At 59.2% G+C, this 23,761-nt stretch carries 22 protein-coding genes; 14 read left to right on the top strand and 8 right to left on the bottom strand.

Annotation, left to right across the window (positions count from 1 at the left end):
* Positions 1-29: 29 nt before the first annotated feature.
* The 14 genes from RYA97_RS05605 to RYA97_RS05540 all read left to right on the top strand — a co-directional run bounded on the left by RYA97_RS05605 (position 30) and on the right by RYA97_RS05540 (position 16,030).
* A complete protein-coding gene (locus RYA97_RS05605; RefSeq protein WP_005782117.1) occupies positions 30-731 on the top strand; it encodes a hypothetical protein in 702 nt (233 codons plus the stop codon).
* The gene (locus tag RYA97_RS05600) at positions 728-1,000 is read left to right on the top strand and encodes a DUF3613 domain-containing protein (RefSeq protein ID WP_005753139.1); all 273 of its coding nucleotides are present in this window, start codon (positions 728-730) and stop codon (positions 998-1,000) included. Before RYA97_RS05605 ends, RYA97_RS05600 begins: the two co-directional genes overlap by 4 nt.
* Positions 1,001-1,111: 111 nt before the next feature.
* Positions 1,112-2,902, top strand: a complete 1,791-nt coding sequence (locus RYA97_RS05595; protein ID WP_272940248.1) for a protein-disulfide reductase DsbD — start codon at positions 1,112-1,114, stop codon at positions 2,900-2,902.
* Between the two features lie 129 nt (positions 2,903-3,031).
* Entirely contained in the window at positions 3,032-3,484 is a 453-nt protein-coding gene (aroQ, locus tag RYA97_RS05590) for a type II 3-dehydroquinate dehydratase (RefSeq protein ID WP_002555369.1), read from the top strand.
* A 76-nt stretch (positions 3,485-3,560) separates the two neighbouring features.
* Positions 3,561-4,016 carry an acetyl-CoA carboxylase biotin carboxyl carrier protein gene (gene accB / locus RYA97_RS05585; RefSeq protein WP_002555370.1) on the top strand — a complete coding sequence of 152 codons (456 nt, stop codon included), beginning with the start codon at positions 3,561-3,563 and terminating at the stop codon, positions 4,014-4,016.
* 17 nt (positions 4,017-4,033) lie between these two features.
* Positions 4,034-5,377 carry an acetyl-CoA carboxylase biotin carboxylase subunit gene (gene accC, locus RYA97_RS05580; protein WP_002555371.1) on the top strand — a complete coding sequence of 448 codons (1,344 nt, stop codon included), beginning with the start codon at positions 4,034-4,036 and terminating at the stop codon, positions 5,375-5,377.
* Between the two features lie 138 nt (positions 5,378-5,515).
* Positions 5,516-6,394 (top strand): 50S ribosomal protein L11 methyltransferase, encoded by an 879-nt coding sequence (gene prmA, locus RYA97_RS05575; RefSeq protein WP_005746710.1) that lies wholly within the window; start codon positions 5,516-5,518, stop codon positions 6,392-6,394.
* A 24-nt stretch (positions 6,395-6,418) separates the two neighbouring features.
* Complete coding sequence (locus tag RYA97_RS05570; protein ID WP_057404496.1) at positions 6,419-7,735, top strand: DUF3426 domain-containing protein; 1,317 nt, start codon at positions 6,419-6,421, stop codon at positions 7,733-7,735.
* 317 nt (positions 7,736-8,052) lie between these two features.
* Positions 8,053-9,066, top strand: coding sequence for a tRNA dihydrouridine synthase DusB (dusB, locus tag RYA97_RS05565; protein ID WP_004666305.1), 1,014 nt, complete (start codon positions 8,053-8,055; stop codon positions 9,064-9,066).
* Positions 9,063-9,383, top strand: coding sequence for a DNA-binding transcriptional regulator Fis (gene fis, locus RYA97_RS05560; protein ID WP_002555375.1), 321 nt, complete (start codon positions 9,063-9,065; stop codon positions 9,381-9,383). The genes dusB and fis overlap by 4 nt, the downstream gene beginning before the upstream one ends.
* 80 nt (positions 9,384-9,463) lie before the next feature.
* Complete coding sequence (purH, locus tag RYA97_RS05555) at positions 9,464-11,068, top strand: bifunctional phosphoribosylaminoimidazolecarboxamide formyltransferase/IMP cyclohydrolase (RefSeq protein ID WP_005732154.1); 1,605 nt, start codon at positions 9,464-9,466, stop codon at positions 11,066-11,068.
* Positions 11,069-11,185: 117 nt separating this feature from the next.
* The gene (purD, locus tag RYA97_RS05550) at positions 11,186-12,481 is read left to right on the top strand and encodes a phosphoribosylamine--glycine ligase (protein WP_057404495.1); all 1,296 of its coding nucleotides are present in this window, start codon (positions 11,186-11,188) and stop codon (positions 12,479-12,481) included.
* A 90-nt stretch (positions 12,482-12,571) separates the two neighbouring features.
* Positions 12,572-15,361 (top strand): hybrid sensor histidine kinase/response regulator RetS, encoded by a 2,790-nt coding sequence (retS, locus tag RYA97_RS05545; RefSeq protein ID WP_005782104.1) that lies wholly within the window; start codon positions 12,572-12,574, stop codon positions 15,359-15,361.
* Positions 15,362-15,433: 72 nt separating this feature from the next.
* Positions 15,434-16,030, top strand: a complete 597-nt coding sequence (locus RYA97_RS05540; protein WP_316892003.1) for a MarC family protein — start codon at positions 15,434-15,436, stop codon at positions 16,028-16,030.
* Between the two features lie 6 nt (positions 16,031-16,036).
* Here RYA97_RS05540 and RYA97_RS05535 read toward each other — a convergent pair whose 3' ends face one another.
* From RYA97_RS05535 to cobG, 8 genes are all read right to left on the bottom strand, one after another.
* Positions 16,037-16,672 (bottom strand): hypothetical protein, encoded by a 636-nt coding sequence (locus RYA97_RS05535; protein WP_016982364.1) that lies wholly within the window; start codon positions 16,670-16,672, stop codon positions 16,037-16,039.
* Positions 16,673-16,707: 35 nt separating this feature from the next.
* Positions 16,708-17,343 (bottom strand): hypothetical protein, encoded by a 636-nt coding sequence (locus RYA97_RS05530; protein WP_016982363.1) that lies wholly within the window; start codon positions 17,341-17,343, stop codon positions 16,708-16,710.
* Entirely contained in the window at positions 17,336-18,034 is a 699-nt protein-coding gene (locus RYA97_RS05525) for a hypothetical protein (protein WP_016982362.1), read from the bottom strand. Before RYA97_RS05525 ends, RYA97_RS05530 begins: the two co-directional genes overlap by 8 nt.
* A gap of 60 nt (positions 18,035-18,094) precedes the next feature.
* Positions 18,095-18,919: a hypothetical protein gene (locus RYA97_RS05520; RefSeq protein ID WP_316892002.1), complete on the bottom strand. Its 825-nt coding sequence runs from the start codon at positions 18,917-18,919 to the stop codon at positions 18,095-18,097.
* 349 nt (positions 18,920-19,268) lie between these two features.
* Positions 19,269-20,969, bottom strand: coding sequence for a precorrin-3B C(17)-methyltransferase (gene cobJ, locus RYA97_RS05515; protein ID WP_316892001.1), 1,701 nt, complete (start codon positions 20,967-20,969; stop codon positions 19,269-19,271).
* Complete coding sequence (locus RYA97_RS05510; RefSeq protein ID WP_016982359.1) at positions 20,969-21,703, bottom strand: precorrin-2 C(20)-methyltransferase; 735 nt, start codon at positions 21,701-21,703, stop codon at positions 20,969-20,971. The genes cobJ and RYA97_RS05510 overlap by 1 nt, the downstream gene beginning before the upstream one ends.
* Positions 21,700-22,326, bottom strand: coding sequence for a precorrin-8X methylmutase (locus RYA97_RS05505; RefSeq protein ID WP_002555383.1), 627 nt, complete (start codon positions 22,324-22,326; stop codon positions 21,700-21,702). Before RYA97_RS05505 ends, RYA97_RS05510 begins: the two co-directional genes overlap by 4 nt.
* Positions 22,323-23,663 carry a precorrin-3B synthase gene (gene cobG, locus RYA97_RS05500; protein WP_316892000.1) on the bottom strand — a complete coding sequence of 447 codons (1,341 nt, stop codon included), beginning with the start codon at positions 23,661-23,663 and terminating at the stop codon, positions 22,323-22,325. Before cobG ends, RYA97_RS05505 begins: the two co-directional genes overlap by 4 nt.
* Between the last annotated feature and the right edge of the window lie 98 nt (positions 23,664-23,761).

The following is a 23,761-nucleotide window of genomic DNA, read 5'->3' as shown; positions in this document are numbered from 1 at the left end:
GTTACCCGTGCACGAAAGGACGCATTGCAATGAAACCAGTGATCGCACTACTCGGGATGCTGTTGCTGAACGGATGTACCAGTGATGGCAGCGCGCTCTGGACACAGGCCACGGCTCAGCCCGGCCAATGCCCCAAACTGACATCGGATCAGGAGTTCTCCCTGAATCTGGCTCAGAACATGGCAGATGAGGGACGCTTGCATGCCAGCCTCGCCAATCTGGAAAGCCTGCCGGACAGCCTGGGCGAGGTTCGCCTGCGCAAGGCACGGGTATTGCGGCTGTTGGGCAGCAACGAAGCCGAGCCGCTGTATCGCAGCCTGCTGGGCACCTGTCGGGCAGCCGAGGGTGAGCATGGGCTGGGACAACTGGCTGCGGCGCGTGGCGACAATGCGCTGGCTCAGCAACATCTGCTCATGGCCAGCAAACTGCAACCGACTGACGAAAAAATCCGCAACGACCTGGGCGTTGTCTATCTCAATCAGTTGAAACTGGAACAGGCGCGCTTCCAGTTCCTCACCGCCATGGAGCTCAAACAGTCCGATCCGCTGGCGGCAATCAATCTGGCCACCTTGCTGATCTACCAGAACAAATGGACGCAAGCAGCCGAACTGGCCTCTCGAGCCGGACTGACGCCCGAGCAGATCACCGAGGCTCAGGCGCGTGCCGAAAAAATCGGAAAAACCCGCGCCACGCCACTCGCGTCCGCCAGTACAACAGGAGCACAACCATGAAAGGCGCACTCGTCGGCAGCATTTTCACCCTTTTTATCGTCAGCAGCGCCTGGGCTGCGAGCGACGAGCAATCACCTTACGCGCAGAAACAGACTGAAACCTGGCTGCAACTGCAAGCCAGCGGCAAGGCTGCATCGCCGACGCCGCAAATCAATACCGCCGCCGAGCGTGACCTGAGCCTGCAACGCTGGCTGGAAACCTATAAGTACAAAATCCCCGAGTACTACGAACAGGAGGCTGGCGGCAAGTTTTCAGCGGGTAGCAAGTAGCCTCGCGGGGTGGTTCTGTCACCTGAATGACACTGCACCTTACAAACCTCCTGTCAGCAGGCCGCGAAACACTCCGCTATCATGCGCGGACTTTCGAGATTCGAGACTGCCATGCGCCGTTTGTTATGCCTGATGTTATTGATCCTGGCCCTGCCCGCCTTCGGTGCCGGTCTGCTGGACAGCCGCCCGTCGTCAACCCTGGGCGGCGGCTCGCTGGATAACAGCAAGGACTTCCTGCCCGTGCGGCAGGCTTTTCAGTTGAGCCTGATCGAAACCACGCCAGAATCGATCAAGCTAAGGCTGGTCGCCACCGATGGCTATTATCTGTATCGCCATCGTTTCCAGTTTCGCACCGAGCCTGCTGATATCGGCCTGGGTGAAGCACAACTGCCCAAGGGCGAACAGAAACACGACGAATACTTTGGCGATGTCGAGGTCTATCACGGCATTCTCGACATCGACCTGCCACGCAAACCCGGTGAACAACGCCCCTTCACGCTCGCTGTCACCTATCAGGGCTGCGCCGACAAGGGCCTGTGCTACCCGCCTGAAACCGAGCGTTTGAACATTGGCGATGTGGCCGCCAGCCCTGCCGTCTCGGCATCCGCCACTGCAGCAGCCACCTCAGCCGCCTGGAGCTGGAAAGAACTGACGCTGTTTTTCCTCGCAGGCGTAGGTCTGACCTTCACCCCCTGTGTACTGCCGATGCTGCCGATTCTGTCCGGCGTGGTGCTGCGCGGCAAGGTTGGCGGCCTGCGCGGCCTGAGCCTGTCACTGGCTTACGTACTGCCGATGGCGGCCTGTTTTGCCTTGCTCGGCGCGTTGATGGGTATGTTTGGCGCGAGCCTGAATCTGCAGGCACGCCTGCAATCGGCCTGGGTTCTGGTGCCGTTTTCAGCGTTTTTCGTGATCTTTGCCATCGCCATGTTTGGCGCTTTCGAACTGCGTCTGCCGCAGTCGATCAGTTCTCGTCTGGACCGTATCGCCGGCAAGACCGAAGGCGGATCACTGTGGGGCGCAGCCGTGCTGGGCGTGGTTTCCAGCCTGCTGGTCTCCCCCTGTGTTTCCGCCCCTCTGGCCGGTGCGCTGCTGTATATCAGCGCCAGCGGCGACGCCGTTGGTGGCGGGTTGAAACTGTTTGCGCTGGGCTTGGGCATGGGCGCGCCATTGCTGTTGATAGCCACCGGTGGTGCTGCATGGCTGCCGAAAAGCGGGCCTTGGCTGGTCACGGTGAAAAATGCAATCGGTGTACTGCTGCTGGCGCTGGCCATCGGTTTGCTGAGCCGCGTTTTGCCGGGCCAGGTCACCTTGTTGCTGGTCGGCCTGCTGTCTGCGGGTGTTGCGCTGTTTCTCGGCGCACTGGAGTTCACTGAAAAGACCACTCGGCAAAAGCTCGCTCAACTGCTCGGTCTGGCGCTGTTGGTTTATGCGCTGGCCAGCTGGTATGGCGCGCTGTCCGGACAAACCGACCCGCTGCGTCCGCTGGGCCGCGAATACGCCACGGCAAACAACCCAACAGTCACATCAAGCTCGAACCAGTGGCAAACCATCACCACCTCAGCCGAACTGGACCGCGTGATGCAGGAAGCGCAAAACGCAGGCAAACCGCTATTGCTCGACTGGTACGCTGACTGGTGCATCAGTTGCAAGGTCATCGAGCACGAAGTTCTGCCCGATCCTGGGGTCGTTGCCGGATTATCGGGTTACAGCCTGGTTCGCTTTGACATGACAGACAGCAATGCGGAGCAACGCGCCCTGCTCGACCGCTACAAGCTGTTCGGTCCTCCCGCGCTGCTGTTTTTCGCTAAAAACGGCGAAGAGCTGCAAAATGTGCGAGTCGTCGGCGAAATCGACGCCGCAGGCCTGATTGAACGCTTGAATAGGGCAAATGACCAAAACTAAACGCTGAGTCACAAACTTTGCGCGAATATCGCTCATCGTGCTGGCTACTGTTGTTAACTGGACAGTCCATTGCCCTTCCGGCATAGTCGCCGGGCGTAAACCGCTCGCAGACAATAAAAGGAACACGCAATGGCGACTATCCTGGTCCTTCACGGGCCCAACCTGAACCTGCTGGGCACTCGGGAACCCGGGGTCTACGGCACCATCACCCTGCCCCAGATCAATCAGGACCTGGAGCAACGCGCGCGCGATGCCGGTCACCACCTGATGTATCTGCAAAGCAATGCCGAGTATGAACTGATCGACCGTATTCACGCCGCGCGCGGTGAGGGTGTGGACTTTATTTTGATCAATCCGGCTGCTTTTACGCACACAAGCGTTGCAATACGTGACGCGCTGATGGGAGTGAGCATCCCATTCATCGAAGTGCATTTATCAAACGTGCACAAACGCGAACCTTTCCGCCATCACTCCTACTTTTCAGATGTCGCTGTAGGAGTGATCTGCGGCCTGGGAGCCAGCGGATACCGCCTGGCCCTGGAAGCCGCCCTGGAACAACTGGCCGCCAGTGCCAAGCCATGACGAGTCCAGCCTGACGCTGACCACATCGCTTGAAACGGCCGACAAATTGCCCTTACAGAACCTTGGGAGTTGATTAATGGATATTCGCAAAGTCAAGAAGCTGATCGAATTACTGGAAGAGTCCGGCATCGACGAGCTGGAAATTCGTGAAGGCGAAGAATCCGTACGGATCAGCCGTCACAGCAAGACTCCAGCGCAGCCTTACTACGCGCCAGCCCCGGTTGCTGCGCCTGTCGCCGCACCGGCGCCTGCAGCCGCTCCGGCCGCAGCAGAAGCACCATCGGCTCCGAAACTGAACGGCTTTGTGGTCAAGTCGCCAATGGTCGGTACGTTCTACCGCACCCCGGCACCTACTTCGCCTGCATTCGTCGAAGTGGGTCAGACCGTCAAGAAAGGCGACACCATCTGCATCGTTGAAGCGATGAAAATGATGAACCACATCCAGGCAGAAGCCAGCGGCGTGATCGAATCCATCCTGGTAGAAAACGGTCAGCCGGTTGAGTTTGACCAGCCGCTGTTCACAATCGTTTGACCCGGGGAGAGCCTGCGATGTTGGAAAAAGTTCTAATCGCCAACCGCGGCGAAATTGCCTTGCGCATCTTGCGTGCCTGTAAAGAACTGGGCATCAAGACCGTCGCTGTACACTCCACGGCAGATCGCGAGTTGATGCACCTGGGCCTGGCAGACGAAACCGTCTGCATTGGTCCGGCACCAGCCAATCTGTCCTACCTGAACATTCCGGCGATCATCTCGGCTGCCGAAGTGACCGGTGCCACGGCGATCCACCCTGGCTACGGCTTCCTCGCTGAAAACGCCGATTTCGCCGAACAGGTCGAAAAATCGGGTTTTGCCTTCATCGGCCCGAAAGCAGACACCATCCGCCTGATGGGCGACAAGGTTTCTGCCAAGGACGCCATGAAGCTGGCCAACGTGCCAACCGTTCCGGGCTCCGACGGCCCGCTGCCGGAAGACGAAGCAACCGCTCTGCGCATTGGTCGTGAAGTGGGTTACCCGGTGATCATCAAGGCCGCCGGTGGCGGTGGTGGTCGCGGCATGCGTGTGGTTCATCGCGAAGAAGACCTGATCGAAGCCGCCTCCCAGACCCGCGCCGAAGCTGCGGCATGGTTCAGCAACCCGATGGTCTACCTGGAAAAATATCTGACCAACCCGCGTCACGTGGAAGTCCAGGTCATTTCCGACGGCCAGGGCCAGGCGATTCATCTGGGCGACCGCGACTGCTCGCTGCAGCGCCGTCACCAGAAGGTTCTGGAAGAAGCACCGGCACCGTTCATCGACGAACAGGCGCGTGCGGATGTTCTGGCTGCCTGCGTCAAGGCGTGTATCGATATCGGCTATCGCGGCGCGGGTACTTTCGAGTTCCTGTACGAGAACGGTCGTTTCTACTTCATCGAGATGAACACCCGTGTTCAGGTGGAGCACCCGGTATCCGAAATGGTCACCGGTATCGACATCGTCAAGGAGATGCTCAGCATCGCCGCCGGCAACAAACTGTCGTACACCCAGGATGACGTGGTCATCAAAGGGCATGCGCTGGAATGCCGGATCAACGCTGAAGACCCGAAAACCTTCGTTCCAAGCCCAGGTCTGGTCAAGCACTTCCATGCACCGGGCGGCAACGGTGTACGGGTCGATTCGCACCTGTACAGCGGCTACAAGGTTCCGTCCAACTACGACTCGCTGATCGGCAAAGTGATCACCTGGGGCGCGACCCGCGAAGAAGCCATGGCACGCATGCGCAATGCCCTGGACGAAATCGTGGTCGACGGGATCAAGACCAATATCCCGCTGCACCGTGATCTGACCCGTGATGAAGGCTTCTGCGAAGGCGGAGTCAACATCCACTACCTGGAGCACAAACTGGCCAATCAATAAGCCAGTGTGTTTCAGAACGACAAAGCCGCAGCGATGCGGCTTTGTTGTTTGCAGCGCATAGCAGTAAACTTGCCCGCTTCCTGCGGCCGCGCCGGCCGTGCAAGCCGCACTTAATTTCCGAATCGAAGGTAATCCGCCATGCCTTGGCTGCAAGTCCGTCTCGCCATCAGCCCAGAACAAGCCGAAACCTACGAAGACGCCCTTCTTGAAGTCGGCGCCGTGTCCGTGACATTCATGGACGCCGAAGACCAGCCGATTTTCGAGCCTGAACTCAACACCACGCCGCTATGGACACACACCCATTTGCTGGCGCTGTTCGAAGCCGACACCAATGCCGAAATGGCCTTGGCACACCTGAGCCTGCTGACCGGCGAAGAACTGCCCGAGCACAGCGCCGAAGTCATCGAAGATCAGGACTGGGAGCGCAGCTGGATGGATAACTTCCAGCCAATGTGTTTCGGCAAGCGCCTGTGGATCGTGCCAAGCTGGCATGCTGCACCGCAACCGGATGCCGTGAACCTGCTGCTTGATCCTGGCCTGGCATTCGGCACCGGCACCCATCCGACCACCGCACTGTGCCTTGAATGGCTGGACGGCCAGGACCTCAAAGGCTGCAACGTGCTGGATTTCGGTTGCGGCTCGGGCATTCTGGCCATCGCCGCTCTGCTGCTGGGTGCCGAACAGGCCGTGGGCACTGACATCGACGTGCAGGCACTGGAAGCCTCTCGTGACAATGCCGGACGCAATAACATCGCTGCCGAGCGCTTCCCGCTGTACCTGCCCGAGGACCTGCCGCACCAGCAAGCCGATGTGCTGGTCGCCAACATTCTGGCTGGCCCGCTGGTTTCCCTGGCACCGCAACTGGCATCGCTGGTCAGAACCGGCGGTCGCCTGGCCCTGTCAGGCATCCTGGCCGAACAGGGTGAGGAAGTCGCTGCGGCCTATGCTGACAGCTTTGATCTAGACCCGATCGCAAACCGAGATGGCTGGGTACGCATCACGGGACGCCGCCGTTAACCGCCGCTTCAACCGGACAGCCGCATGACCGACAGTTTTGTCACCCAGTGCCCGCACTGCCAGACCAGTTTCAGAGTCAGCCACGCTCAACTGAGCGTGGCCCGCGGCGTGGTGCGATGTGGCGCCTGCCTGCAGGTTTTCAACGCAGCCCGGCAGTTGCTGGAGCAGCGCGCCATAGTCGACTCCGAAAAGGAGGCCCTGAGCGCCACGCCGGTGGTCATAGCGCCGCCCCAACCAGAGCCTGCGTCGACGCCTGAGCCCGAATTGAAGCCTGAACCGGAAAAGGCCCATGAAGACGATGACCCCTGGCAGGTCAGCGAGCTGGATCTGGACAATCTGAACCTGGACGAAGAACTGGCTCGCCTCGAACAGCGCGAGACCCGACGACCCGACACCTTCGCCCGCCCGGCCAGCGACAACGGCACTGACGATGAGAACCTGACGGCGAAGCGTGACAATCGCCAGACCGACGAGGCTGCCTGGGTCGGCACGCTGCACAACGACGATGTCGAACGTCTGCCCGAGCTGCACGCCGAGGTCATCCCCGACCCGGATTCGCCCGAAGACCCGGAGGCTTTGCCCGACGACAAAAGGACCGAGCCCTCGCTGTCACTGGACAAGCACCTGGACGATGACGAACCCGTCGTGCTTGTTACCACACCGCGCAAGGCCCTGCCTGCGGAAAAAGTGCAACGCTGGTCAGCCGTGGATGACGACGAAGATCATGACGACGACGAACCAGAACTTGAACCTGAACCACGTGGCAGACGCAGCCGTAACGAACCTGCAGTGCGCGAGCAGGCACTGCTTGACCTGACTGACGACCCTTTGCAACTGGACTGGCAGCCGCCCAAACCGCGCTGGGGCCGCCGCTTTGCGTGGGGCCTGTTGATCGTACTGGCTTTGGCCGGTCTGGCAGGTCAATACGTCTGGTACCATTTCGATCAACTGGCGCGCCAGGATCAGTATCGCCCGTGGTTCCAGCAGATTTGCCCGCAAATTGGCTGCAAGGTGCCGACCAAGGTGGACATATCCCAGCTCAAGAGCAGCAACCTGGTGGTACGCAGCCATCCTGAGTTTCAAGGGGCTCTGGTGGTTGATGCGATCATCTACAACCGTGCCTCGTTTTCCCAGCCGTTCCCGCTGCTGGAGCTGCGTTTTTCCGATACCGGCGGTCAGTTGATTGCCAGTCGTCGGTTCAAGCCCGGTGAATACTTGAGCGGCGAAATGGCCGGCAAGGAAGAGATGCCACCGCAAACGCCGATCCATATCGCGCTGGATATCCTTGATCCAGGCGCCAAGGCCGTGAATTACAGCCTGAACTTCCGTTCGCCGGAATGACAGGCCTACTGCCATAACGTCGGCTTTACTTGATCCAATACAGGCTCGTTAGGCCAGGGAACGCTGCATGATCGCAGAATTTACAGTGCCAGATGCCGTGTAATCGTTCTCTGCAAGCGCCACAACCAGCTGTTCAGATTTTATCCAATTCAGCCTTTATCCAGTCATCGAGAGCGGGTATCATGCCAACCCTTTTTCAAACTCTCGGTTCGATCTGACGGTGGCGCAAGCGGCTGGCGGGACGGGCCGTTGCAGACCGGGTGAAACGGTTTTTTACACGGCCTGCGGATGATTTGGCCTCCACAACAGGTAAGGCTATGTCGGCAGTACGCATCGGCCCATATACAGTGCAAAACGGCTTGGTCCTCGCCCCGATGGCGGGCGTCACCGACCAGCCTTTCCGCCAGCTGTGCCGACGACTCGGTGCCGGCCTGGTGGTTTCGGAGATGGTCACCAGTGACATGAGCCTGTGGAACAGCCGCAAATCGCGTCTGCGCATGATCCACGAAGGTGATCCCGAGCCGCGCTCGGTACAGATCGCCGGCGGTGATCCGCAGATGCTGGCAGACGCAGCACGTGCCAATGTCGAACTGGGTGCCCAGATCATCGACATCAACATGGGTTGCCCGGCCAAGAAGGTCTGTAACAAGGCAGCAGGTTCGGCGCTGTTGAAAGACGAGCAACTAGTGAACGACATCCTGCAAGCCGTCGTGGCTGCGGTCGATGTGCCGGTTACGCTGAAGATCCGCACCGGCTGGGATCGCGACAACCGGAACGGCCTGACAGTGGCGAAAATCGCCGAGCAGGCCGGTATTCAGGCACTGGCGGTACACGGGCGAACCCGTGCCGACCTTTACACCGGCGAAGCCGAGTACGACACCATTGCCATGATCAAACAGGCAGTGTCGATACCGGTGTTTGCCAACGGCGACATCGATTCACCCGAAAAAGCCCGGCGCGTGCTACAGGCCACCGGCGCAGACGGGTTACTGATTGGCAGGGCCGCCCAAGGGCGTCCCTGGATTTTTCGCGAGATAGAACACTTCCTGCGTACCGGAGAAAAACTCCCGGCCCCGCAGTCGAGTGAAGTGGAACGTATTCTGCTTGAGCATCTGGCAGCGCTCCACGTTTTCTATGGAGATGTGATGGGCGTGCGTATTGCACGCAAACACGTCAGTTGGTATCTCGCAACCCTGCCGGGCGCCAGAGAGTTTCGCGCCCACTTCAATCGTTTGGAAGATACGGAAGCACAGTGCGCCAACGTCCGGGAGTTCTTCAGCCAAGGCTGCAAGGGCCCGGATAACGAGAATGATAAAGAGGTGGCCGCATGACGATGATGACCGAGACTTTAGTGAGTGGAACAACACCCGTGAGCGACAACGTCAATTTGAAACAGCACCTCAACACGCCGAGCGAAGAGGGTCAGACCCTGCGCGGAAGTGTCGAGAAGGCGCTGCACAATTATTTCGCCCACCTCGAAGGCGCATCCGTCACTGACGTCTACAACCTGGTGTTGTCGGAAGTCGAGGCTCCGCTTCTGGAAAGCGTGATGAACTACGTCAAGGGCAACCAGACGAAGGCTTCCGAGCTGCTGGGACTGAACCGCGGCACGCTGCGCAAGAAACTCAAACAGTACGATCTGCTTTAAAGCATTCAAAACAGAAAAGGCGACCTTGCACCGCGGTCGCTTTTTTTTGCTGACTTCTTTTGCTTTTGATGGAAATCGAGATGACCGACCAGACTACCCGCCTGCCTATCCGTCGCGCCCTGATCAGCGTATCCGACAAGACAGGAATCCTTGAGTTTGCCCGCGAGCTTGAAGCGCTGGGCGTCGAGATTCTTTCCACTGGCGGTACGTTCAAACTGCTCAAGGACAACGGTGTCGCGGCAGTCGAAGTGGCTGACTATACCGGCTTCGCTGAAATGATGGATGGCCGGGTCAAGACTCTGCACCCCATGATCCACGGCGGCATTCTGGGTCGTCGCGGCATCGACGACGCCATCATGACCGAGCACGGCATCAAGCCGATCGATCTGGTTGCAGTCAACCTGTATCCGTTTGAAGCCACTGTATCCAAGCCGGGCTGCGACCTGCCGACCGCCATCGAAAACATCGATATCGGCGGCCCGACCATGGTCCGTTCCGCTGCGAAGAACCATAAAGATGTCGCAATCGTGGTCAACGCCAGTGACTACGGTCAGGTATTGGAAAGCCTCAAGGCTGGCGGCCTGACCTACGCACAGCGCTTCGACCTGATGCTCAAGGCGTTCGAGCACACCGCCGCCTACGACGGCATGATCGCCAACTACCTGGGCGGCGTCGATCAGACTGCCGAAACCCTGAGCACCGAAGGCCGCAGTCAGTTCCCGCGCACCTTCAACACCCAGTTCGTCAAGGCCCAGGAAATGCGCTACGGCGAGAACCCGCACCAGAGCGCGGCGTTTTACGTTGAAGCCAAACCTGCCGAGGTCGGCATTGCCACGGCCACCCAGTTGCAAGGCAAGGAACTGTCGTTCAACAACGTCGCCGATACCGACGCCGCGCTGGAATGCGTCAAGAGCTTCGTCAAACCGGCCTGCGTGATCGTCAAACACGCCAATCCGTGCGGTGTCGCGGTCTGCCCGGATGATGAAGGCGGCATTCGTCAGGCGTACGAGCTGGCCTATGCCACCGACTCCGAATCGGCATTTGGCGGCATCATCGCCTTCAACCGCGAGCTGGACGCAGCAACGGCCAAGGCCATCGTCGAGCGCCAGTTCGTCGAAGTGATCATCGCGCCAAGCGTCAGCGCCGAAGCGCGTGCCATCGTGGCCAGCAAAGCCAATGTGCGCCTGCTGACCAGCGGCCAGTGGAGCGAGCGTCTGCCTGCCTGGGACTACAAACGCGTCAATGGCGGCTTGCTGGTACAGAGCCGCGATATCGGCATGATCACTCAGGCAGACCTCAAGGTCGTTACCCAGCGTGCCCCTACCGAACACGAAATGCACGACCTGATCTTTGCCTGGAAAGTCGCCAAGTACGTCAAGTCCAACGCCATCGTCTACGCCCGCAACCGCCAGACCGTCGGCGTCGGCGCAGGCCAGATGAGCCGCGTGAACTCGGCACGCATCGCCGCTATCAAGGCCGAGCATGCAGGGCTGCAGGTACAGGGCGCGGTCATGGCCTCCGATGCGTTCTTCCCGTTCCGTGACGGTATCGACAACGCGGCCAAGGTCGGCATCACTGCCGTCATCCAGCCCGGCGGCTCGATGCGTGACAACGAAGTGATTGCAGCAGCAGACGAAGCCGGCATCGCGATGGTCTTCACCGGCATGCGTCACTTCCGGCACTAATCAGAAAAACGGCCGCACTGGCGCAGGCGTCTGCTGCGCCAGTGCGGTCTCGTACGGCGGTTGGGTCGCCTCAGGCACACCGCGTACTCCAGAATCAGCGTCATCGAGGTTTTTGAAATGAATGTTTTGATCATTGGCAGCGGCGGTCGTGAACACGCCCTGGCATGGAAAGTCGCTCAGGACCCACGTGTGCAGAAGGTGTTCGTCGCACCCGGCAACGCGGGCACGGCCATCGAAGCCAAATGCGAGAACGTGGCTATCGACGTTCTGGCACTGGAGCAACTGGCGGATTTCGCTGAAAAGAACGTTTCACTGACCATCGTCGGTCCTGAAGTGCCGCTGGTTGCAGGCGTTGTCGACCTGTTCCGCAGCCGTGGTCTGGACTGCTTCGGTCCGACCGCCGGCGCTGCGCAGCTTGAGGGTTCCAAGGCATTTACCAAGGACTTCCTGGCGCGCCACAAGATCCCTACTGCCGACTATCAGAACTTCACCGAGATCGAGCCTGCCCTGGCCTATCTGCGTGAAAAAGGCGCTCCGATAGTCATCAAGGCCGACGGTCTTGCAGCAGGCAAGGGCGTGATCGTCGCCATGACCCTGGCAGAAGCCGAAGATGCCGTGCGTGACATGCTCGCTGGCAACGCCTTTGGCGAAGCCGGTTCCCGCGTCGTTATCGAAGAGTTTCTCGATGGCGAAGAAGCCAGCTTCATTGTCATGGTCGACGGCAAGAATGTGCTTCCCATGGCCACCAGCCAGGATCACAAGCGCGTCGGCGACGGCGACACCGGCCCGAACACCGGTGGCATGGGGGCCTACTCCCCTGCCCCGGTGGTCACCGCCGAAGTTCATCAACGTGTCATGGATCTGGTTATCTGGCCGACCGTCAGGGGGATGGCTGATGAAGGCAATGTTTACACCGGATTCCTCTATGCTGGTCTGATGATCGACAAAGCTGGCAACCCGAAGGTCATCGAATTCAATTGCCGCTTCGGCGACCCGGAAACCCAGCCGGTCATGCTGCGCCTGCAATCAAGTCTGGTACTGCTGGTTGAAGCAGCGCTGGCGCAGGCGCTGGACAAGATCGAAGCACAGTGGGACCCCCGTCCAAGCCTGGGGATCGTCCTGGCCGCTGGTGGCTACCCCGGCGATTACGCCAAAGGCGCAGTTATCGAAGGCCTGGAAGCTGCTGCACAGTTGGAAGGCAAGATATTCCACGCAGGCACTGCCTTGCAGGATGATCGTGTCGTGACCAGCGGCGGTCGTGTACTGTGTGCTACGGCACTGGGTGACAGTGTTGGCAATGCGCAGCAAAATGCCTATGTGTTGGCTGCCAAGGTTGATTGGCAAGGATGTTTCTATCGCAAGGACATTGGCTACCGTGCCATTGCCCGTGAGCGTGGCGAAGCGCTGGAATAATCGATCAGGCCTGCCTCTTCAATCAGAGGCAGGCCGATTGACCCGGCATTCGCGGTTTTACCAGGCATTCACTCACGAAGGGATTTCATTGTGCGCTGGCTCAGGATTGCCATAGCATCAATCGCTGGACTGCTGACCCTGCTGTTCATGCTTTCGGCACAGGCCGAGCATGGCGCAGGTTGGTCGACGCTGCTCGACGAAAAGGCCCACCTGACGCTGGATGAAATTCGTTCGGCGCGCTATCAGAATCAATTCAGTCCTACCGAGCTGGAACGAGTCACTGCAGCGGAACGTGACAGTGCGGTATGGCTGCATTACCGCCTGCTGCCTACCCAGCACGAGCAGCTTCTGCGCATCTTCGCTCCCGACCTCGCCAGCGCGGACATGTATGTCATGGATGGCGATCAACAGATTGATCACCTGCGCACCGGCAACGAGGTGCCCAAGGAAGATCAGCGTCTGCCTTCGAACGATTTCCTGCTGCCGATCCCCCAGAGTTCGAACACGCTGGATATCTACCTGAAGCTGGTCTCCACCCAGAAAATGCGCCCCAGCATTACCTTGGAGCCGGCCATCAAAAGCGCCGCCGACGAGACCGAGCCGTTCCTGTTCGGGCTGCTTTTCGGTGCGCTGTCGATGCTCATCGTGCAGAACCTGACGCGCTACGGGCATACACGTTCGCGTAGCAATCTATGGCTCGCCGCCTGTGAAGCACTGCTCGGGCTCAGTGCCCTGTTGCTGCTTAACCTGCTGCGCCCGATTGACCCGTGGAATATCGCACAGACCCCCAGTGCGCACATTGCGCTGTTGCTGGCGGCTGTCGCAGGCCTGATCTACACCTACTGCTTCTTCGTCCATCGCAACGCCCGCAAACTGGATCGTCTATTGCTGGGCAACGCCGTGCTCATGGGCATCGGTACTGTGCTGGTACTGCTGGACGACAGACTGCCGATCAATATTCTGACTTTCGGCCTGGTCTCGTTGACGACGTTGAGCATTCTGGCGGTGTCGATGTGGCACTGGCAGAAAGGCTATCGTTCGGCGCGCCTGTTTGTCCTCGGGATGATCATTTTCAACATTGGTTACATGGTGGTTCTGCCGGGCCTGCTGTGGCTGAGTCTGGTGCCGCCACAGTGGCTGATACTCGCGCTGCTCAGCGTGTTCTGCATCAGCGGTCTGTCGATGAGCCTGGCCCTTAGCGAACGCCATCGCAGCATCACCGAAGACCGTTTCAGCCTCAGCCGTGATCAGGCTGCGAGTACCGCCGAAATCAACGCCAAAGCCGAATTTCTGGCCAAGATCAGTCACGAGATTCGCACCCCCATGAATGGCGTGCTGGGCATGACCGAACTGCTGCTCGGTACGCCGCTGTCAGTCAAGCAGCGCGACTATGTGCAGACCATTCACAGTGCCGGTAACGAACTGCTGACGCTGATCAACGAGATTCTGGACATCACCAAGCTCGAGTCAGGGCAGATAGAACTGGACGATGTGCAGTTCGACATCGGCGCGCTGGTCGAGGACTGCCTGAACATCTTCCGCGCCAAGGCCGAGCAGCAGCAGGTCGAGCTGATCAGCCAGATCCAGCCCCAGGTGCCACGGGTTATCAATGGTGACCCGACTCGCCTGCGCCAGACGCTGTTGAGCCTTCTGGAAAATGCCCTGAAGAAGACCGACGAAGGTGAAATTCTTCTGGCCGTCGCCCTTGAGTCTTCGAAAAACGGAAAGACGCGTTTGCGTATTTCGGTGCAGGACAGCGGTGAATCGCTTTCCGACGAAGAACGTGAAGAGTTGCTGCACGCCGAACTGCACAGCCGGAACTTCCTGGCCAGCAGCAGGCTCGGTGGTCACCTGGGGCTGGTCATCGCCCGCCAGTTGATCATCCTGATGGACGGTGAATTCGGTATTCAGAACAGCGGCACCCAGGGCAACACGTTATGGCTGAACCTGCCGCTGGACGCAAAGCTGCTGGAGCAGCCGACCATCGATCTGGACAGCCCGCTGAAAGATGCCAGAGTGCTGGTGGTTGACGACAACGATACCTGCCGCAAGGTGCTGGTCCAGCAATGCAGCGCCTGGGGCCTGAATGTCAGTGCAGTGGCGTCCGGCAAGGAGGCACTGGCCTTGCTGCGGACCAAGGCGCATCTGCGCGACTATTTCGATGTGGTCCTGCTCGACCAGAACATGCCCGGCATGACCGGCATGCAACTGGCCGCCAAGATCAAGGAAGACCCAAGTCTGAATCATGACATTCTGTTGATCATGCTTACCGGCATCAGCAATGCCCCAAGCAAGATCATTGCTCGCAACTCCGGTATCAAGCGCATTCTGGCCAAACCGGTGGCGGGCTACACGCTCAAGACGACGCTGGCAGATGAACTGACCCAGTTGAACAAGGGCGTTGCTGCACAAAAGCCTGGCCCGGTCATCAATACGCCGGTCAGCGTACCGGGCGACTTCCGGATTCTGGTAGCCGAAGACAACAGCATTTCGACCAAAGTGATCCGCGGCATGCTCGGCAAGCTCAACCTGAATCCCGATACGGCGAGCAACGGCGAAGAAGCGCTGCGTGCCATGAAGGCGCAGCGTTATGACCTGGTACTGATGGACTGTGAAATGCCGATACTCGACGGTTTCTCGGCAACCGAGCAATTGCGTGCCTGGGAGGTCGGCAATCAGCGGGTGCGCACACCGGTCGTTGCACTGACTGCGCATATTCTCACTGAGCACAAGGATCGTGCACGCCAGGCAGGTATGGACGGTCACATGGCCAAACCTATCGAGCTGTCGCAACTGCGCGAACTGGTCGAACACTGGGTAGCACACCGCGACAAGGCTCGCGGACTGCCGTCGGACGGCGAGCAGTATCGAAGAAACTGACAGCAACGGGAAAGGCACACAGTGGCCTGATAGACTGGCGCTGCCATCCACCTGCTGCTGTGAGTCGAAGCCATGCTTCACGTGTTGTTCAGCGTCTATCTGAAAATGCTGGTGCTTTACAGCCCGTTTTTCGTTCTTTCCTGCTTCATCAGCCTGACCCGCGGTCACTCGCGCAAGGAACAGCGGCGTCTGGCCTGGAAGGTAGCGCTGGCGACACTGATTTCCAGCATCTTGCTGTATCTGTTCGGTAGAGTGATTTTCGATGTATTCGGAATCACGGTCGATGCCTTCAGGATTGGGGCTGGCAGCGTGCTGTTCATATCCGCGCTGGGCATGGCCCAAGGCAAATCGGCCGTCCAGACCGATAATATCCAGCAGGATGTGACCATTGTTCCGCTGACCATTCCCCTTACCGTCGGCCCCGGCACCATCGGTGCGCTACTGGTCATGGGCGTCAGTCAGCCTCATTGGGATGACAAACTCACTGCCATCCTGAGTATTGCACTGGCCAGCCTCACGGTTGGCGCGGTGCTTTACCTCTCCAACCGTATCGAACGTATCCTGGGCGATCAGGGTTTGCAGATTGTCAGCCGCCTGATGGGGTTGTTCGTCTGTGCGTTGGCGGCACAAATCATCTTTACCGGTATAAGGGGCTATCTGCTGCCCTGATACAACTCAGATACGTGCAGCCCGCACCAGCCCTTGCGCCCTGCCGTCCAGATACTGCGTTACGTCATTACGATGTGCGGCGTAAATCTTGCGGTCAAAGGTGTAACTGCCGCCCTTGAAGTGAAACAGCAGCCGTCGGCTACCTGCCGCGTGCTCGTCCACGCTCAGATGCAGACTGCACAGCAACAGAAGTACCCGATCAGGTTCATACTTCTCGCAGGGCACTATCTGGAAGCTGCCCAGACGGCCTTGTTCAAAGCCGTTTTTAAAGTAAGACTCTGCCGCCTGATTCACTCCCAATGCTGCGACAGCGCGCTGCACCATGTCGCCAAGGCGCTTGCGGTCCGCTGGATTGCTGACCTTGAAGGTCGCCTGTAACAAATCATCGACATTGCTTACGACCAGTGAGTCGCCCAGAACCACGCCTTTTTGCTGTATGCCACGTGTCTTGAGCCGGCTGCGGTAGTAATGCATCCAACTGCTCCACTGCATCTTGAAATCAAACTGCTTACCTGCGAACAACTGCGCATCCAGAAGTACATCCTGAATGTCCGTGCGCTCCTCACTTGTAAGCCCCGGAAGAAACGTCACCATACTGGGGATATCGCCCAGATACGCCGCATTGCCTGTGCCTGCTTTCATTTGAGTAACCCCCTTCCATGGGAACTTGACCGTCGTTATAAATTGATGATTTCAGCGGCAGCACGATCAGCCAGCATGTCCTGAACAGTCTGGCGAAAAGGTTCGAAGCTCTTGCGACTGAACCGAAACGCAGTACCAACAGCATGTACTTGCATTTCTCCGCCAAGAATCTGCCAAAAATAAAGCGCTGGCCTCGACGCAATGGTGGTCATCTGTAGGCTGCACAACAGGATCATCACCTCGTCTTCGCTGTGCATTGCACAAGGCATGAGTTGAAAGCTTTCAGAACGTCCAGACGTAAACCAGCTGCTGAAAAATGTCTTCGCATGGTTACTGCTCAGCAGCCTGTCGAGTGAGCTGCGATAGAGCTGGCGAAGCTCGACGGAGTTATTGACCATTGGAAGCTGCAATTTGCCAATGTCCCTGAAACTGTGAATTCTCAAGCGCACGTCGTTAATCACCGCGCTGCGCCGTCCACCCGTTGCAAGAATGGCTTGCTGGTAAGCGTCCAGCCATGAACGCCAGGCCATGCGCGGGGAATGCTGGTCATCGGCGACAAGTTTCGCGTGATGCAGACAGTCCTGTACGTCCTGACGCAAACCGGGCTCGACGTTACGGGCGAAAGACAGGAGATTGGCCCCTGCCAGCAGGGTCTCATCCAGATCAGACATAAGGCGTTTCCCCAAGCGACATGATCATACCGGGACGCCTGCTCGACAACGCCTTGTCGATGTCATCGCGAAACTGCGAATAGACCTGTTCAATCAATTGCATTTTATAAACGGTCACAGCGATGTTGCCGTAGACACTTTGCGGTTCGAGTACTTCGAAAAGAAAACCGGATGGCAACGGCTGACGTGTGGCGAACTGAAGCTGCGCCAGCGTCAGGTTGTGCTGATCGTCGAAGAACCCCAGTTGCAGGACCACGCCGACCTGCAATTTTCCCGCATGATTCAAACCGCTCTGTACCGTCTGGCTACGCAGCAACTGAAGCGCCGGGTTGCGAGCCGATTGCTTGCACACTTTACGCATCAATGTTTCTGCGTCCTGCAGGGTCTGCGCTGACACTGACGGTGCAAGGGCACGCTCGAGGCAACTCCATACGGTTCGGACAGCATCTACCGGCAAAGGCTCGCTGACGTGTTCGCTGGCATTCAGCACCCAGCCGAAACGCAGAGCCGCAGCAAGGCGGGTTTCATTCCATTTTTCGAACTCGGCGAACCTGGGGTGTTGCTTCGATGCTGCCAACTGCACATACAGCATCGAGTCCAGCACATCGTTTTTCGGCGCGACCTGCTGCGAAGTGGGGAAAAACAGCAAACAGCCGGCGTTGACGACTGCGGCATCCAATTCCTGCTTCATGGGAGAAATTCCTTTTTATCCCGAAAGCGGAGGCAACCCGTGCCTCCGCAAATAACCCGATCAGATTTCAAACTCTTCGATCGCGCTCTTGGCGTTGTCGCTGAGCTTTTGCTGGATCAGGTCGCGATGGCGCGAATACAGGCTCGTGTTGAGCACCAGGTTGTCCTCGCCTTTCCAGGTTTCAACGTTTGTGTCCTGCCACTCCCAGAACAGGACATTGGTGACATCACTGTCGGTATGGAAGCTGACCGCGCCCATGGACAGAGTCACGGTCTTGTCATCGGACTCGATGCACGAGGCAATACGGAAACTGCCTCCGCGGTGGTTTTTTGTCTGGCTTTCAAACAGGCGCAGAGGCTCTTTTTTAGCTTTCAGTGCAGCGATGGCATCCGCAGCGACCTTGAGCATCAGCAGCAATGCAGGCCCAGGCAAAGCGGCAGCCGCAACAGCCGAGCCAAGGATCTCAAGGCCGACTTCGTCCATGGTGAAACGCTGCTGGGTAGCACGATAGCGGGCATAGTTCCAATGGGTGGAAAGCCAGCCAACCTTCGAGAGTACTTCGTTGAATTTGTCGTACCACTGATCACCCTGGGTTTCAGGGCTGAACGCCTTGTTGGCCACAAGGGTGGCAAACAGAAAGGAGTCCATGACGTCTTGCTTGCTCTGCCGCGAAACGCCCTCGGCAAATGCCAGCAGACTGCTTGCAACCACAGCACCCTTGGCAGCTTCATCGCCTGGGTCAAAGTCAGTCTCGTCACTGGCCAGAAGCAATTCAGGCTTTATGGCTGCTGCGTGGGCGATGGACGAAGCAGGGCATTCAGCCAGCTCACAAGCGGCAATGTAATCTAGGTTGTCGGTCATGCTCATCGTATTGTCCTGTTTCATTTCATTTAGTCCTTTAATTCGTGAGTCCTTATGGACAGATACGAGACTAATCAAATAAATCAGGCCGTTTTTCCGGCACTTTCGAGCGGTCTATTGGTGGCTTTTTCAACTGCCGCGGCAACACTCGATGGCGCGCGCAAAACTCAAGCAGTGCTCAGCCCTCGGTAAACAGCGGGCGAAAGAAAAATCCGTGGCAGGACAGAGAAAAAAGCCACAAGCCTGGCAACTTGAAGAACATCCGTTCGCGCAAGCAGCCAGGCCGAAAACTCGGCCTGAATGCCTGTTGATACGCAGAGGTTTCAGCACTTTCCCACAGTAAATTCGATACAGGTACGACAAGCCTATGGGCTCAGGCTGTAGGTTTCGCGCCATACCAGCGGGGCGTGTAGACCCAATTGCCGCCTTCGTTGCGAGGAAAGGTGCAGGTCAGGGAAGAGCCGATCAGCACCATGGTTCGCATGTCCACCTGCTCCGGCGTCAGTTCACCCAGCGTAATGACGCGCAGTGTCTGGCCAGGACGACCGATGTCGCGCCCAAGCGTGACGGGCGTTTCAGGAGTGCGGTGCTGGCGAACTATCTCCAGCGCACGCCCCAGTTGCCAGGGTCGTGAACGGGAAATCGGGTTGTAGAAGGCCAGCGCAAGGTCTGCCTGACAGGCAAGGTCCAGACGCTTTTCGATGATCTCCCAAGGCTTGAGGTTATCGGACAGCGACAACACACAGAAATCATGCCCCAACGGCGCACCAGCCTGAGCGGCGGTTGCCAGAGAAGCCGAGACACCCGGGAGAATCTCCAGCTCGACAGAGTGCCAGTGCGGGTTGCCGGACTCGTGCAGCGCTTCAAGCACTGCCGAGGCCATGGCGAACACGCCCGGATCACCGGACGACACCACAACCACCGAACGACCTTGCGCGGCCAGTTCGAAGGCATGCCGGGCACGCAGCATTTCTTCGCGATTGTCGGTGCAATGCAGTACCTGATCGGCACGAAACGGCCCGGCCATGCGCACGTAGGTTTCGTAACCCAGCACATCATTGGCGCGTGCCAGTTCAGCCTTGACCGCAGGCACCATAAGGTCCGCTGCGCCGGGGCCCAGGCCGATGACTGCAAGCCGGCCACGCCCACGGCCGATGTTCTGCACATCCAGCGGTTGAGTCGCGACGGCAATCGCCATGTCGTCGACGCTGAGTGGCGGCAACCGTTGCGGCACGCAGCGGGAGGCCATTTCGCTGGCCGCCCCAGCCTTGTCGAAGCGCACCGGGACGCCCAGCTCGCTGGCTGCCTGATGCAACTGCGCGTTGGCCATCTGCTCTTCGCTGGTCAGCAGACAAGCCAGCGATTGCTCGGCAATGCTTGCGTCGTGCAACGCCGAGCGGACCCGCATAGCCAGTTCAGCGGTTATTTCGCTGACGGCGACCAGTACACTGCGCGGGTAGATCAGTAATTCATGGGGAGCGGGCTCACGTAGGGCGCAGCCGACATGAATCGTCAGCTCAGCCTGCGGATCTTCGGGCAGTTGTGCTTGCTCCAGCCAGGGTGCCTCGCCTTCAATGCGCACCGGCTCGCCGGAGAGCAAGTCGGAAACAAAACGCTTGCCCAGCTCCAGGTCGCCCAGTGCATAGCCGCTGGGCGGGTTGAGCAGGCAGGTGCCGAAGCGCAATTCGCCGCTGGTGGTGATTGCCGGTGCAACGCCAAGCCCGTTGGCAATGCTGCGCGCCATGACATTGACCCCGCCCAGGCCACCAAGCAGTGGCACCACTGCACTACCGTCCTCAGCTACGGCGAGTACCGGCGGCTCGACGCCCTTCTCCAACAGCAGCGGGGCCAGGGTGCGAATCACTATGCCAGCGGCACACAGGGCGATAATAGGGGTGTTTTGCTGATACAACTGACGCAGCGTGCTACCGAATTCGCTGTAGGCAATGTCAGCGTTCTGCACACGCTCGGCCAGGCCATGAATCTGCGCATCGGGAAACAGCTGCTGAATGCGCCGCGCGGTAGCCAGGCTGCCATTGCCGAGAATAACGATGGCTGGAATGTTGAGAGTCATCAGCCTTGCCACCTGTCACCCGGAACGATAATCAGCGAAAAATACGGCGAAGACATCGGGTCTACCTGATCCAGCGGGACGATTTTCTGGTTGGCCATGGTTGCGCGCTCGACATACAGCGCACGCCCGGCCATGCCCAGTTCGGTCAGCACTTCACGGACCTTGTGGAAGTTACGTCCCAGTTTCATGATCACTGCTGCATCGGCATCAGCCAGCTTGCGTTTCAGGTCCTCGTGGGACAGCACGCCGGACAGCACCGACAGGCTCTGGTTGCGATACACCAGCGGCGCGCCCAGTACCGAAGCGCCACCGAGCATCGAACACACACCCGGAATCACTTGCGCCTCGTAGCGCTCGGCCAGGCGGTCGTGCAGGTACATGTAGGAACCGTAGAAGAACGGGTCGCCTTCGCAGATCACCGCTACGTCACGCCCGGCATCCAGATGCGCCGCAATGTGCAGGCTGGACTCGTCGTAGAAGTCGCTGATGACTTTTTCGTAGGACAGCGGCGCTGGCAAGGCCTCGGTGGTGACCGGATAGACCAGTGGCATCAACGTTTGAACGTCCTGCAAGTGCGCTTCGATAATGCCGAATGCGTTGCCCTTTTTACCCTTGGCCACGAAGTACGCCACCACAGGCGACTCCCGCAGCAGGCGCAGCGCCTTGACGGTAATCAGCTCCGGGTCGCCGGGGCCGACGCCCAGGCCAATCAATCGACCGCGTGCCTGCATCATTCGATCTCCGTGGCCAGTGCATTGACAGCGGCCACGGCCATGGCGCTGCCGCCACGACGACCCTGCATGATCACAAATGGCACGCCACGGCTGTCTGCGGCAAGCATGGCCTTGGACTCGGCAGCGCCGACAAAGCCAACCGGAAAGCCGAGAATCAGCGCTGGTTTCGGCGCGCCTGCATCGAGCATTTCGAGCAGATAGAACAGCGCAGTCGGCGCATTGCCGATGACCACTACGCTGCCTTCCAGGTACGGACGCCACAGCTCCAGCGCCACAGCAGAGCGAGTATTGCCCAGTTCGAGCGCCATTTCCCGCACGCCTTCATCGTGCAATGTGCAGATGATCTGGTTGTTGGCGGGCAGCCGGGTACGGGTGATGCCTTCTGAGACCATGCGTGCGTCGCAGAGGATCGGTGCACCGGCGGCCAGGGCATTGCGCCCGGCTGTACCGGCACCCGGCGAGAAGCGCAGGTCCTCAATGACTTCGACCATCCCGCAGGCATGGATCACGCGCACGGCGAGTTTTTCCAGGTCGGCGGGGATCGTGTCCAGGCGCGCTTCGGCGCGAATGATCGAGAAGGAGTTGCGATATATCTCCTGACCATCGCGGATGTAATCAATCATGCAATGTTGCTCCGTGAGTCGGCGTTCAACTGCGCACCGACTGCTTCAATAGTAAGGTCACGCGCGCGCAGCACACCGAAACCGGCATGCGCTGCGTCGCGAAAATAAAGGTCGTAACGGCCGGGCGAAACGGCCAGCAAGGTTACCGGCGCTACGTGAGCAGCAGCGCAGGAACGCGTGCAACCGCTTAAATGAACGGCCTGACTGGCAACCAGGCCGGTAGCCAGTTGCAGCGCATCAGCCTTGGTATCGGCCAGCCCTTTTGCACAGCCGGCAGAACCGGTACACGCCACCATCTGCGCCAGTGGCTGTTCGGCCGAACAGATCAGACCCGCGGCCTGCAACGCCGTCATCACTGTTGCAGCGCGCTCGACCGGCACATTGGGCAACAGCAGGCTCTGCCAGGGCGTCAGGCGCAAAGTGCCGTCGCCCTGCTCTTCTGCCAGTTGCGCGACGATGGCGAGTGTGGCGGCATCAAGACGCCCCAGCGGAACCACCGCCCCCACCGCAACCCGCGCAGGCTCGGCCTGTGGATAAATACCGATATGCCGATTGCCCTGAATGGCCGGGCGCTGCCAGCCGGTGACGGCTTGATCCACCCGCAACGCGCAGTCCAGCCGGGTAGAAAGCTCGCGCAACACATCGTCGGTCGACACCTCGGCCAGCAGATGCCGCATCCGGGTATGCTCCGGGCGGGCCAGATCGAGGAACAATTCCAGCAACCCGACAACCAGTGCTTCTCCAGCCGCCAGCGGCACAGCGGCCAGCGGTCGATCATTGGCCGGGCAACCGGCCAGCCCGAACGCCAGCAGCACTTCGCCGTCGAGGTTCAGCGCCGACAGCCACACATCATGCCCGTGTTCGAGCATCACCAGCGCTTCACCAGCATCCAGCGACAACGCAAATTTGGGTGACAGCTCATGGAAGCGCGGATGATTTTCCAGCGCATCGAGAACCTGCGCCGCCAACGGTCGGGCATCGAACAGCATGCGCGAATCCAGCCCCGCGGTCGGGCTGAGCATCAGGTTGCGCACATCGTCACTGGCAGGGTTGGCCGGGCCGAGTCCTGCCGCCATCAACGCCTTGATCAACCCATCGTGATCAGCGCCGATGCCGCGAATTTGCAGATTGGCGCGATTGGTGGCTTCGATAACGCCCTGTGCATAAGTCTGCGCAGCCTCTGCAACCGCCATTGCCTGCACACTGCTGATGACCCCGCCCGCCAGCTTGATCCGGCAGATCCCGCCGTCCAGTGCCGGGACGATACGCAGCAACCCCGGACAGGCCGAGGGGCGTAGCGTTGCAGAGGATGTGCGAGCGGACTGCGGCTCGTTCAATGGATCACCCGGTATGAACTGGACGTGGATTAGAGCACTTGTACCCCGTCGGGCGCGGTATTATGCCTGCTTTGTCCGCAGGCATGAAAAGGCGCTCT

It is taken from the genome of Pseudomonas syringae group sp. 26L6 (assembly GCF_032587815.1).
GTDB classification, from domain to species: Bacteria; Pseudomonadota; Gammaproteobacteria; order Pseudomonadales; family Pseudomonadaceae; genus Aquipseudomonas; species Aquipseudomonas amygdali.
Note: the sequence above shows the minus strand (reverse complement) of the source record. Positions and strands in the feature narration are given on the sequence as shown.